Genomic DNA, 12614 nt, shown 5'->3' with positions numbered 1-12614 from the left:
ACGTGTCTCCCCTGCAGATTTCGGCCTCTACCCTCAGTACCTGCCTCGGGCATGGCCTGGATGCCCACCGGCTTGCCCTGCGGGAAGGGCGCAGCGGACTCAAGCCCTGCGACTTCGAGACGGTGCGACTGGATACCTGGATCGGCGAGGTCGACGGCATTGACGCGGTGACCGTGCCGTCCGCGCTGTCCGAATTTGACTGCCGCAACAACCGGCTGGCCCTGCTGGGGCTGCATGCAGACGGATTCGCCGACCGGGTGCGCGAGGCGGTGGATCGCTACGGACCCGCCAGGGTGGGCGTCTTCCTGGGCACCAGCACGTCGGGCATTCTGGAGACCGAGATCGCCTACCGCCATCGCGACCCCGTCTCTGGTGCCTTGCCGTCGTCACTGAGCTATCACGGATCGCACAACCCGTTTTCGGTGACCGATTTCACACGGCGGTATCTGGGCTTGGAAGGCATGGCGCTGACCATCTCGACCGCCTGCTCGTCCAGTGCCAAGGTCTTCGCGGCCGCTGCCCGGCAAATGGCGTTGGGCGTGATCGATGCCGCGGTGGTCGGTGGCGTGGATAGCCTCTGCCTGACCACGCTCTACGGCTTTGCGTCCCTGCAACTGACCTCGACCCAACCCTGTCGTCCGTTTGACCCGGCCAGGGACGGCATTTCCATCGGCGAGGCGGCGGCCTTCGCCTTGCTCGAGCGCCCGGGAACCGGTCCACGGAGCAACGATGCGTCAGGCTGGCTGCTGGGTGTCGGCGAATCCAGTGATGCGCATCACATGTCTGCCCCGCACCCCCAGGGTCTGGGCGCCCGCCTGGCGATGGAGGCCGCCCTCCGTGCCGCAGGCTTGCAGCCGTCCGATATGGATTACATCAACCTGCACGGCACCGCCACGCCCGCCAATGATGCGGCGGAAAGCCTGGCCGTCTCGGGTCTGTTTGGCGACCGTGTGCCATGCAGTTCCACCAAGGGCGCCACCGGTCATACCCTGGGCGCAGCCGGTGCCGTGGAAGCGGTGGTTGGCCTGCTCTCCTTGGCCGATGGATGGCTGCCGGGAAGCCCCGGTACCGTCGACTTCGATCCGGTGATGGGGATTGACTACCGCCGGCAAGGGGGGGCTGCCAGGATCCGGACGGTGCTGAGCAACTCCTTCGGATTCGGAGGCAGCAACTGCGCCCTGATCCTGGGAGTGCCCCAATGACCACCACGCCCGATATGCAGGTCTGGATCGATGGCGTCGGGTTCATCGCGCCCGGCATGCCCGATTGGCCTTCGGCCCGCGAGGTCCTGGCCGGCCGGCAGCCCTGGGTCTCCGCGCCATCCGTTCTGCCGCCACCGCTGCTGTTGCCACCGGCCGAGCGGCGTCGGGCCAGCCGGGTCATTCGTGTGGCTCTGGCGCTCGGTCAGGAAGCCGTCACCCATGCAGGCGCCAACGCTGCCGACCTGGCCACGGTGTTTGCCGCTTCGGGCGCGGATGGCCACAACTGCCATGCGCTGTGCGAACAGCTGGCCAGCGACGATCGCCAGATATCCCCGACGCGGTTTCACAACTCGGTGCACAACGCCGCTGCCGGCTACTGGGGCATCGCCACGCACAGCATGGCACCTTGTCAGGTCATCTGCGCCGGCGATGGCAGCTTTGGCGCCGGCCTGCTGGATGCCGTCTCCCAGGTGGTGGTCGACCGACGACCGGTGCTGCTGGTGGTTTACGACAGCGAGTATCCCGAGCCTCTGCATGCCAAGCGGCCGATTCCCGATGCGGCCGGCGTGGCACTGGTGCTGTCGCCACAGCCCTCTGGCCATTCGCTGGCGAATATGTCCCTGCGGTCGGCGAACGGACTCGAGCTTGCCCCATGGTCCGAACCCGGACTGGAGAGCCTGCACAGCCAACTGCCTTCCATGCGCGCGCTGCCGTTGATACAGGCGCTGGCCTGCGGGCGATCGGGGACCGTGCTGACCGATTACCTGCCGGGATTCCCGCTGGCCCTGGACCTGCAGCCATGCTAGACCACGCCTGGATCGCGGCGCACATCCCGCACCAGGGTCGCATGTGCCTGCTGGACCGTGTCCTGTCCTGGGATGAGCAGCAGGTGTGTTGTGTGGCCCAGGGGCACCAGGCCGCGGACCACCCGCTGCGGGCCGAAGGCCGACTGGGCATCGCTGCCGGCATCGAGTACGCAGCCCAGGCGATGGCCGTGCATGGCGTACTGCTGGCTGGCGGCGGACACCCCCTGGGTGTGGGTTACCTGACCAGTGTGCGCAACGTTTGCCTGCACGCCGACCGCCTGGACGATGTGCCTGGGGAATTGACGGTACGGGCCACGCGACTGTCGGGCGATGATGCCCTCATCCTTTACCAGTTTGACCTCACTGCCGGTGACCGCTGCCTGATCGAGGGCCGCGCATCGGTGGTGCTTGACGCCCATTGATCATGAGTCCACGTTCCGCTTCGCCTGCTGTTCGCCGAGCCCTCGTCACCGGCGGCAGTGGCGGTATCGGTGCCGCCATCTGCGAGCGCCTGGCTGCTTCCGGGTTCGAGGTCATCGTCCACGCCAACCGTGGGCTTGAACGGGCGCAGGTCCTGGCCGAACGTCTGGGGCAGGCAGGTGCGCGCGCCCAGGCCGTGGCTTTTGACATCACCGACCGCGAGGCCACCGCCCAGGCCCTGGAGCGACTGATCGCCGACGGCCCCATCCAGGTCCTGGTCAACAACGCCGGGATTCACGACGACGCCGTGTTTCCAGGGATGACCGGTGATCAGTGGGACCGCGTGGTCGATGTGTCCCTGAACGGCTTTTTCAATGTCACCCAGCCGCTGACGCTGCCCATGATTCGCACCCGCTGGGGTCGCATCATCAGCATCTCGTCGGTGGCTGCCGTGGCCGGCAATCGCGGGCAGGTCAACTACGCGGCGGCCAAGGGGGCCCTGCATTCGGCCAGCAAGGCCCTGTCGCTGGAGTTGGCCAGCCGGGGCATCACCGTCAACGTGGTGGCCCCCGGCATCATCGACAGCGGCATGGCCGAAGGTCAGTTCAGCCCTGAGGTCATCCGGCAGATGGTGCCGATGCAGCGGGCCGGCCAGCCGCAGGAAGTAGCCGATCTGGTGGACTTTCTGGCCTCGGATCGGGCAGGCTACATCACCGGGCAGGTGATCTCGGTCAACGGCGGGATGATCTGAACCCGCCGATCAGGCGGCTCGCCGAATGCTGGCCAGTCGCGGCTCCACCATGGGGATCGTGATCATGGTGCTGGCCACCGCCATCAGCAGCAGGGCGGTGAAGGTGCCGCTGCTGATGATGGCCCGATCCAGCAGCACATTCGCAAAGATGATCATGATGAGGGCCTTGGTCTGCAGCAGCCAGCCGATCAGGCTCGCTTCGCCAGGGCCCCACCTCAGAATGCGACCGGCCAGGTGAACACCGATGAGCTTGCCGGTCACCGCGGCCGCCAGCAGAAGGGCCGCGGCCAGCAGCACATCCAGGCCGCCCATGGTCCAGCTGGTCCTCAGGCCGGTGGACAGGAAGAACACCGGCATCAGCGTCAGCAGCACGTGGTGACGAAGCAGGTCCATGCGGTCCTGGTCAAACCAGTGGGCGTCGAGCACGGCCCCGGCCAGAAAGGCGCCCACCATGAAGTGCAGACCAGCCCAGTCGGCGCCGAGGGCACACGCGGCCAGCCAGATCAGGGCCAGGTACCAGCGGTCTTGTTCTGTCACGCGGACCATCAGTCGCCGGAAGGCCAAGGCCGCCAGCACAAAGGCCAGCAGGAACGCCATCTGCCGGCCCACGCGCGCCCAGTCCATCACGATCAGGGCCAGCACCCCCCAGATCGCCAGATCATCCAGGCTGGCGTACCGCAGGATGCGCTGCCCCAGCGGGTGGCGCAGCAGTTCGAGCTTCTCCATGAACAGGATCAGGATAGGCAAGGCCGTGACCGCGCAGGCCATGCCCACACCGAGGACGAACTGCCAACGCTGTGCCTGCGGCCCGAGCCAGCCGGGCCAGGCCAGCATGACCATGGCGGCCCCGCAACCCAGCAGCATGGGCATGCCCAGGGCCAGTCCCGCGGTGATGCCACTTTCGCGCCGATGCGTCCAGGCCTGGCGCATATCGAGCTCGACGCCGGCAATCATCACAAACAGCATCACCGCCCACCATGCGACCCCGTTGAGCGCATGGGTGACTTCCGGTGTGAACACAAAGGCGTGGTACGCGGGGAACCACTGTCCCAGCACGCCGGGTCCCAGCACAATACCCGCCAGAATTTGCACCACCACCAGGGGAGCCCAACGCTCGGTGCGACCCCATCGCCAGACCAGCCATGGGATGGTGAAGACGATGAGCAGGGCAATCAGGAATCGCTCAACCGTGCTCACGGCCGCGTTCCCGTGTACTCACGGAAAATGCCGAGGGTCACCCGGCAACGGACGTTGTCGAACCCCGCCCGCCGAAGGGCGTCCATCACCTGCGCCGGGTCAATGGCAGCCTCGATGGTGTCTCCGTAATAGGCCCAAAGGCGCTTCACATCCGCATGCCGGCCGCTCAGCCGGGCCAGCAGCGGTACCAGCACCCCGATGTGGAACTTCAGGGCCATGCGGCCGAGCCGGTTGCCGGGCCGGCTGATTTCCATGATGCAGGCACGACCGCCGGGCTTGAGCACACGCAGGTATTCGCCGAAGGCCCGGTGGATGTCGCCCACATGGCGCAGGGCATAGCCCATCGACAGGAAGTCCACCTGTGCGTCGGGCAGGGGAATGGATTCGGCATAGGCTTCGATCGTCTCGCAACGCAACTTGCGGCGCAGCTCTGACAGCATGCCGGGTGAGGGGTCCAGTGCCGTGACCTGGCCCTCAGGGCCGGCAAGCGCCAGCGCGGCTTCAGTCACCAGACCCGTGCCCGCTGCCACGTCCAGCACCCTCATGCCGGGCTGCAGACCCTCGCGCCGCAGCACCTCACGACGGTACCAACGCCCGCTGCCCAGGGCGGTGAGCGCCTCGGCCCGGTCATAGCCGGAGGCGGCCTCGTTGAACATGGTGCGCGTGACGGACTGCCGCTCGGCCTCACCATGAAAATAGTCCTCCAGCCGCTCACTGGCATTCATGGCGGCTTGTGCTGGTTTTGTTTGATCGGTCATGTCGGGATGTTTCAGGTGCTCAGCCCCGCAGGCGGCGCCACAGCAGGACAGGAAGACGCAGCAGGAAACCGAGGAACAGCCGCGTGTGCATCCAGGTCAGCAGGGTGTTGTCCCGCAGATACCGGAAGTGCGACACGCCGCCTTCATCGGCGCTGAGGTAGCGCACAGGGGCGTCGAGGTTGACGGGTTTGACGCCCGCCCAGCACAGCCGGACGACGGCTTCGGGGTCAAAGTCGAAGCGGCGCATGAAGCGTTGCGATTGCATCACGCGCATCAGGGGCTCGATCGGGTACACCCGAAAGCCATACAGCGAGTCGCCAATGCCCGCCCACAGGGTCTCCAGGTTGGCCCAGCCATTGGACACCTTTCGGCCGTTGACCCGCAGGGCCGGTGCTTCCGGGCCGAAGACCGGTTTGCCCAGCACCATGGACCCGGGTTCGGCCTGCGACGCAGCCATGAATGCCGGAATTCGATCCGCCGGGTGCTGACCGTCGGAGTCCATGGTCAGGGCGTGGGTGAAGCCTTGCGCTCGCGCCTGACGGATGCCTTCGAGCACGGCGGCACCTTTGCCCTGGTTGATGGGCAACACGACCACTGTCAGGCCCGGGTCCTGCCCGGCCATCTCTTGCAGCCAGACATCGCTGCCGTCGGTGCTGCCGTCCACCACGACCCAGACCGGGTTCCATTGACCTCGGGCGGCCCGGACCGTGTCGATCACGGCGCGACCGGGGTTGTAGCTGGGGATCAGCACCAGATGGGTGCCGGAGCGGACGGGTTCGGTCATGCGCGAGAGGCGGCCAGTTCGGTCCGCAGGTGGTCGTCCAGCAGGCGGGTGAAGGCCAGGTGGTCATCGGGGGGATTGAAGCGCTGGCCCAGGCGTGCCTTGCAGCGCAAGGGCAGGCAGGGCGCACGCCAGAGTGGCCAGGCTTTACCGAGGTAGGGTGTCGAGAATTCGAGCAACACCGTCTGGACAGGCGCGCGTGAGCGCTTGGCCATCAGACCCAGGGTCGGACCCAGGGGGTCCATCGGAAAGTCTCTGGTGCGTGAGCCCTCGGGAAACAGCACCACCTGGCTGCCCTCGTCCAGGCTCAGGCAGCCGCGTTTGACCAGACGGTGAGCGCCATCGTTGCGGACATAGCGGGCCAGTCGGGCGGCAGCGCCGAACAGCAGGTTGTCCATGAGGCTGGCCTTCATCACGCAGACCGCATTGGGCAGGCAGGACACCAGCAGCACCGCATCGAGCAGGGACGGGTGGTTGGCGGCGATGATCAAGCCCCGTTCGTGACGCAGGCTGTCGAGTTCCGAGAGGTCGAACCGGCAGGCGCACAGCAGGCTCAGGACGCGCAGGTAGTGACGAAAGCCGACCATGATCATGCGGCGCCCCAGGCGCTGTCCCAGTGGCCGCGGCAGCAGGGGGTGCAGCACCGCCGCAAACGGCAGCCAGGTCAGACACAGGATCGCCAGTGTGCCCAGCCCGATCACCATCGCCAGATGCTCATACAGGCGCCACAGGAAGCGATGGATGGGAGGCGACTCAGTCATCGACACTCACGCGTGTGGACGATTCACCCAGGATCCAGGACACGGCGATGCCGCCCGCCCAGTAGTCACGCGTGCGCACCAGCGGGCTGTCGGCAAAGCTGGCCCCCCGCAGGTTGTCGTAGCGCAGAAAGGCCCCGATCCAGTAACGGTCAAAGCGGCGGGATACCGCCGCCAGGTACTGCATCCCCGCATAGCCACCACTCGCACGGTACGTCGGTCGTTCGGCGGTGGCAAAGGCGGGGTCGACACCATAGAAGTACTGGTGCTGGCGCCGGTCTCCGAACAGCGGGCCCGCCTGCAGGCCCACATTCCATCGTTCCAGCCCTGGCACATCGCGCAGGTCGAGGTTGAGCTTCGGATGGAAGACCCAGCCGATGTTCTGCACATCCCGTGTCAGGGTGTGGGCCACCCGCAGGGGAAGGTACAGACGCAGCAGGCGTTCGCGGTCGGCCGAACGCCAAAGGGTCAGATCCAGTTCGGGGCCCACCTCGAAGTTGGCGTCGAGGTCGGGCATGCCTTCACGGGCCCTGATCCTGCGGCTGGGGGCTGGCGGGGACAGGGCGGCCGAGATGGTCAGGTCCACCCGGTCGGATTCGAACAGCTGCCCGCGCACGCCCTGCCGGTCGGCTTTCAGAAAGCGGCCGTGGTAGGTGACATACGGTGTCGGCAGGACGAACTGGCTGGACTGGTCGGATCCCCGGTAGGCCGGAAAGCTGACCGCACCCACCCCCAGCCCGACTTCCCACAGTGGCTTGTCGCCGGCATGACCGGGCAAGGGGCAGGTTGCCAGCATGCCGGCAACGGACAGGGCAAGTCGGGTGCGATGGATGGCCTTCACATGATGCCCCTCAGGCCTGGTAGAGCGCAGGATCGTCCACCTTGCGGATGTTGAAGCGCCGCTTCTGCCAGGCCATGAAGGCACGGCGCGGTTGCAGGATGTTGGCCGCGTAGTAGATGACCTTGAAGATGAACAGCGAGCGCCAGATGGGGGTCTTGCCGAAGACATCGCCCGCCAGCACCGACAGCAGCGCCTCTTTCACGCGGAACACATTTTTCGGGTACATGAAGAAGTCGCGCATGATCGGATTGGTGACCCGGTAGATGAACCAGGAGAACTCCTTCGGTCCGTGTCGCATCGCCCGGTCAAAGCGAGCGAGTGCGGATTTGGCCCGGGCCGGTTGCCGCAGGCAGGTGTCCACCGTGTCGGCACCGATGACGCCGCTGTGCATGGCCAGCCAGACGCCAGAAGAAAACACCGGATCGATGAAGGCGAACGCGTCGCCCAGCATGAGGTAGTTGGCGCCGTGGTTTCGCTGCGAAACGTAAGAGAAGTTGCCGGTGGCTTCCACCGGGGTGATGCGCTCGGCATTCACCAGCCGCTCCTGCAATTTGGGACAGGTGGCGATGTTGTCCATCAGGAACTGCTCCAGGGGGCGTCCTGCCCGTGTTTTCATGTGGTACGGCCAGGTCACCATGCCCACACTGGTGGTGTCATTGCTCATGGGAATGAACCAGAACCAGCCGTGGTCGAACCAGAAGATCGAGATGTTTCCCTCGGCGTCCCCCTCATGCCGGCGTGCGTGGCGAAAGTGGGCGTACACCGCCGAGCTGTTGTGGCGCGGGTTGCGCTCCTTGATGCGAAACCGGTTGGCCAGGAAGGTGTCCCGTCCCGACGCATCCACCAGGAAGCGGGCGTGCCACCGCTGTTCGGCGCCATCGTCCAGGCGCGCCGTCACCCGCACGCTGCCGTCGTCTTCAAAGACAACCCCCGTGGCCTTGCAGCCCTCGTGCACCCGTGCACCCAGGCGGGCGGCGTTGCGCAGCAGAACCTGGTCAAACTCGGCCCGCTTGACCTGGTAGGCATGGGGCATGGACTTGTCCCAGGCTTCGGCGAAGTGGAAGGTTTGCGTATGGTCATGGTGCGGGGAGACGAACTCGGCGCCCGGTTTGTACATGCCGATGGCCCGTATCTCTTCAGCCACCCCCAGTCGCTCGAACAGCGGCAGGTTGGCCGGCAGCAGCGACTCGCCGATGTGGAAGCGGGGATGCCGGTCCTTGTCCAGCACGACGACATGGTGTCCGCGTTCGGCCAGCAGGGAGGCCACGGTAGACCCCGCCGGACCGCCACCGATCACCAGCACATCGCAAGTGGACTCAGGGGCGGCGGACAGCGGGGTTTCGTTGGAGACCATGTGGGCGGGCGTGTCATGAAGAAAGTGTGATGCGATCATACCGGTGGTGACGGGCGTGTCGGGGTCATTCCCGCATCCCGGGATGTACCGGTGGCATGATCCCGGGATGTTTGTTCACTTGCGCCTGCACACCGAATTTTCTGTCGTCGACGGTACCACCCGCATCGATGACGTCGTCTCTGCCGCCGCCGCCGATGGCCAGCCGGCGCTGGCGATCACCGACCTGCACAACCTGTTTGGCGGCATCAAGTTCTACAAGGCCGCCAGGGGCGCCGGGCTCAAACCCGTGATCGGCGCCGAGGTGGCTCTGCAGGGATTCTCAGAAGAGGCGGCCGCCGGTGCCATGGGGCCCCACCAGCCACCCATGCCCAGGGTCCTGCTGCTGGTGCAGGACCGGCAGGGTTACCTCAACCTGAGCGAGCTGCTGGCACGGGCCTGGACGAAGAACGTGGTGCGTGAGCAGCCGCTGGTCAAGCGTGAGTGGTTGCAGGAACTCAACGCCGGTCTGATCATGTTGTCCGGCGCCCATGCAGGTCCCGTCGGCCAGGCCCTTTTGGCCGGTGACGACCAGCGTGCGGCCGATGTGGCGCTGCAGCTGGCGGGCATGTTTCCCCACCGCTTCTACCTGGAGCTGCAACGGGCGGGCAGGCCCGACGATGAGCGCCACGTGGTCGCCGCGGTGCGCCTGGCGGCCCGCTTGCGGCTGCCGGTGGTGGCCACGCACCCGGTGCAGTTCCTGGAGCCCGACGACTACGAGGCGCATGAGGCACGGGTGTGCATTGCCGAAGGCGAGATTCTGGGCAACAACCGCCGGGTGCGGCGCTTCACGCGCGAGCAGTATTTCAAACCTGCGGCCGAGATGGAGGCGCTGTTTGCCGACGTGCCCTCGGCCTTGGCCAACTCGCTGGAGATTGCCCGGCGCTGCAACCTGACCCTGGTGCTGGGCAAACCGCAACTGCCCAACTTCCCGATCCCGCCGGTCGACGGCCGCACCATGTCGGTGGAGGAGTATTTCCGCCACGTGTCCTACGAGGGGCTGGAAGGGCGCCTGAAGCACCTGTTCCCGGATGAGGCCCGGCGCGAGGAGCAGCGTCCCCGCTATGTCGAGCGCCTGGAGTTCGAGCTCAACACCATCCTCAAGATGGGTTTCCCGGGCTACTTCCTCATCGTGTCCGACTTCATCAAGTGGGCCAAGGAAAACGGCTGTCCGGTCGGCCCGGGTCGCGGCTCGGGTGCCGGCTCGCTGGTGGCCTATGCGCTGCTCATCACCGACCTGGATCCGTTGCAGTACAACCTGCTGTTCGAGCGCTTCCTGAACCCGGAGCGGGTGTCCATGCCCGACTTCGACATCGACTTCTGCCAGGCCAACCGCGACCGTGTCATTGACTATGTCAAGGACCGCTATGGCAAGGATGCAGTGAGCCAGATCGCCACCTTCGGCACCATGGCCGCGCGAGCCGCCATCCGCGACGTGGGTCGTGTGCTCGACTTCTCCTACGGTTTCTGTGACGGCATCTCCAAGCTCATCCCCAACAAGCCGGGCATGAGCGTGACGCTGCAGTATCCGCCGGTGCCGAAGAAGGAGGGCGACAAGAACAACTACGCCATCGAGATGGAGCCGGTGCTGGCCGAGCGCATCCAGAAGGAAGAGGACGTCAAGACCCTGATCGAGATGGCGCAGAAGCTCGAAGGCATGACCCGCAACATCGGCATGCATGCCGGCGGTGTGCTGATCGCCCCGGGCAAGCTGACCGACTTCTGCCCGCTGTACATGCAGCCGGGCAGCGAATCGGCGGTCAGCCAGTACGACAAGGACGACGTCGAGGCCATCGGGCTGGTGAAGTTCGACTTCCTGGGCCTGGCCACGCTGACCATCCTGGAGATCGCGCGCGAATTCATCATGAAGCGCCACAAGGGTCAGGAGAACTTCGACTTCGCCAACGTGCCGCTGGACGATCCCAAGGTCTACGCGCTGTTTTCCAAGGGCATGACCGAGGCCGTGTTCCAGTTTGAAAGCCGTGGCATGCAGGGCATGCTGCGCGATGCCAAGCCTTCCCGTCTGGAAGACCTGATCGCCCTGAACGCGCTGTACCGACCAGGTCCGATGGACCTGATTCCCAGCTTCGTGGCGCGAAAGCACGGTCGCGAGGTGGTCGAGTACCCGCACCCGCTGGTCGAGCCCGTGCTGGCCGAGACCTACGGGATCATGGTCTACCAGGAGCAGGTGATGCAGACCGCCCAGGTGCTCGGCGGCTACAGCCTCGGTGGCGCGGACATGCTGCGCCGGGCCATGGGCAAGAAAAAACCCGAGGAGATGGCCGAGCACCGCGTCATCTTCCGCAAGGGCGCGGCCGAGAAAGGCATCAGCCAGGAGAAGGCCGACGAGGTCTTCGACCTGATGGAGAAGTTCGCCGGCTACGGCTTCAACAAGTCGCATGCCGCCGCGTACTCCCTGCTGGCCTATCACACCGCCTGGCTCAAGGTCCACTACACGGCCGAGTTCTTCTGCGCCAACATGACGGTGGAAATGGACAACACCGACAAGCTCAAGGTGTTGTGGGAAGACGCGCAGAAGATGGGCATGGCCTTCGAGCCGCCCGATGTCAACCGCGGTGCCTACCGCTTCGAGCCGGTGACCGACAAGCTCATCCGTTACGGACTTGGTGCGGTCAAGGGCACCGGACAGGCAGCCATCGAGGCCATTGTGGCGGCCCGCGAAGGTCGGGGCGAAGGCCTCAACGGTGACCAGACGGGACCATTCACGAGCCTGTTCAATTTCTGCTTGCGGGTCGATCGCTCACGCATCAACAAGCGCACGGTCGAGGCCTTGATCAAGGCCGGCGCATTCGATGCCATCCACCTCAACCGGGCCGAGCTGCTGGCGTCACTGGACGTGGCTTTCGAGTACGCCGCCACCACGCAGGCCAACGCCAACCAGGGTGGCCTGTTCGACATGCTCGGCGGAGATGACCATGGCTCCAGCGCCCAGGAGCCCGATCTGGTCGCCACCTTGCCCTGGGGCGTCAAGGAGCGTCTGACCCACGAAAAGACCGCCATCGGTTTCTACTTTTCGGGGCATCTGTTCGACGAGGTCGAGCGGGAGGTGCGCCGTTTTGCCCGCACGCCGGTGGCCGATGTGGTCGACAGCCGCGATCCGGTGCTGCTGGCCGGCATCGTGGGCGATCTGCGCATCATCAATGGCCAACGGGGCAAGGTGGCCATCTTCAAGCTGGACGACAAGTCAGGGGTTATCGAGGCGACGGCCGACGAGAACCTGATCAACCAGCACCGCAACCTGCTCAAGGACGACGAATTGATCATCGTGCAGGCCCTGGCGCAGCCGGATCGCTTCTCTGGAGGATTGCGCCTGAAGATGCAGCACATCTGGGACCTGGCGGCAGCGCGTTGCCGCTTCGGCAAGTACCTGCGGGTGGCCGTCAATGGCCAGGCCACGGCGGTGTCGAGCCTGGTCAGGGACTTCCCGCCGAAAAGAGAGCAGACCGAGCAGGGCGAACTGGTGCGGGGTCTGCCGGTGCGGCTGCTGGTGCAGCGCCCTGGTGCCCGTTGTGAACTTCAGTTGGACGACCGCGCCTTGTTCTACCCCACGGATGCCGCGCTGGCCAGCTGGATGGCCCAGTCGCATGGACAGCAGGTCGAGATTGTGTTCGACTGACCGGAACAATCTCACGCTGTCCGGTTATTCACATTCTTTTGGGAGTTTTGTCATTTAATTGGGCGGCAAAAGT

At 65.6% G+C, this 12614-nt stretch carries 11 protein-coding genes; 5 read left to right on the top strand and 6 right to left on the bottom strand.

Annotated features, from left to right (window positions below; all coding sequences use genetic code 11):
* Positions 1-2: 2 nt before the first annotated feature.
* Genes ACFQNJ_RS01605 through fabG form a run of 4 tightly spaced genes read left to right on the top strand, consistent with a single transcriptional unit; the run spans position 3 to position 3179 of the window.
* A complete protein-coding gene (locus ACFQNJ_RS01605; protein WP_382253629.1) occupies positions 3-1202 on the top strand; it encodes a beta-ketoacyl-[acyl-carrier-protein] synthase family protein in 1200 nt (399 codons plus the stop codon).
* Positions 1199-2008, top strand: coding sequence for a beta-ketoacyl synthase chain length factor (locus ACFQNJ_RS01600; RefSeq protein ID WP_382253310.1), 810 nt, complete (start codon positions 1199-1201; stop codon positions 2006-2008). The genes ACFQNJ_RS01605 and ACFQNJ_RS01600 overlap by 4 nt, the downstream gene beginning before the upstream one ends.
* A complete protein-coding gene (locus tag ACFQNJ_RS01595) occupies positions 2002-2430 on the top strand; it encodes a hotdog family protein (protein ID WP_382253308.1) in 429 nt (142 codons plus the stop codon). The genes ACFQNJ_RS01600 and ACFQNJ_RS01595 overlap by 7 nt, the downstream gene beginning before the upstream one ends.
* Before the next feature lie 2 nt (positions 2431-2432).
* Entirely contained in the window at positions 2433-3179 is a 747-nt protein-coding gene (gene fabG / locus ACFQNJ_RS01590) for a 3-oxoacyl-ACP reductase FabG (RefSeq protein ID WP_382253306.1), read from the top strand.
* A 9-nt stretch (positions 3180-3188) separates the two neighbouring features.
* Here fabG and ACFQNJ_RS01585 read toward each other — a convergent pair whose 3' ends face one another.
* From ACFQNJ_RS01585 to ACFQNJ_RS01560, 6 genes are read right to left on the bottom strand one after another with little or no spacing between them, the layout of a single operon-like run.
* Positions 3189-4376, bottom strand: coding sequence for a cation:proton antiporter (locus tag ACFQNJ_RS01585; RefSeq protein ID WP_382253305.1), 1188 nt, complete (start codon positions 4374-4376; stop codon positions 3189-3191).
* Positions 4373-5134 (bottom strand): class I SAM-dependent methyltransferase, encoded by a 762-nt coding sequence (locus tag ACFQNJ_RS01580; RefSeq protein ID WP_382253303.1) that lies wholly within the window; start codon positions 5132-5134, stop codon positions 4373-4375. The genes ACFQNJ_RS01585 and ACFQNJ_RS01580 overlap by 4 nt, the downstream gene beginning before the upstream one ends.
* A gap of 19 nt (positions 5135-5153) precedes the next feature.
* A complete protein-coding gene (locus ACFQNJ_RS01575; protein WP_382253302.1) occupies positions 5154-5918 on the bottom strand; it encodes a glycosyltransferase family 2 protein in 765 nt (254 codons plus the stop codon).
* Positions 5915-6676, bottom strand: a complete 762-nt coding sequence (locus ACFQNJ_RS01570; RefSeq protein WP_382253300.1) for a lysophospholipid acyltransferase family protein — start codon at positions 6674-6676, stop codon at positions 5915-5917. Before ACFQNJ_RS01570 ends, ACFQNJ_RS01575 begins: the two co-directional genes overlap by 4 nt.
* Positions 6669-7514, bottom strand: a complete 846-nt coding sequence (locus ACFQNJ_RS01565; protein ID WP_382253298.1) for a MipA/OmpV family protein — start codon at positions 7512-7514, stop codon at positions 6669-6671. Before ACFQNJ_RS01565 ends, ACFQNJ_RS01570 begins: the two co-directional genes overlap by 8 nt.
* A gap of 10 nt (positions 7515-7524) precedes the next feature.
* The gene (locus ACFQNJ_RS01560; RefSeq protein ID WP_382253296.1) at positions 7525-8868 is read right to left on the bottom strand and encodes an NAD(P)/FAD-dependent oxidoreductase; all 1344 of its coding nucleotides are present in this window, start codon (positions 8866-8868) and stop codon (positions 7525-7527) included.
* A gap of 106 nt (positions 8869-8974) precedes the next feature.
* On the opposite strand from ACFQNJ_RS01560, the gene dnaE reads away from it, so the two are divergent.
* Positions 8975-12541, top strand: coding sequence for a DNA polymerase III subunit alpha (dnaE, locus tag ACFQNJ_RS01555; RefSeq protein WP_382253294.1), 3567 nt, complete (start codon positions 8975-8977; stop codon positions 12539-12541).
* Positions 12542-12614 lie beyond the last annotated feature (73 nt).

Source organism: Hydrogenophaga bisanensis, assembly GCF_042665135.1.
GTDB classification, from domain to species: Bacteria; Pseudomonadota; Gammaproteobacteria; order Burkholderiales; family Burkholderiaceae_C; genus Hydrogenophaga; species Hydrogenophaga bisanensis.
Note: the sequence above shows the minus strand (reverse complement) of the source record. Positions and strands in the feature narration are given on the sequence as shown.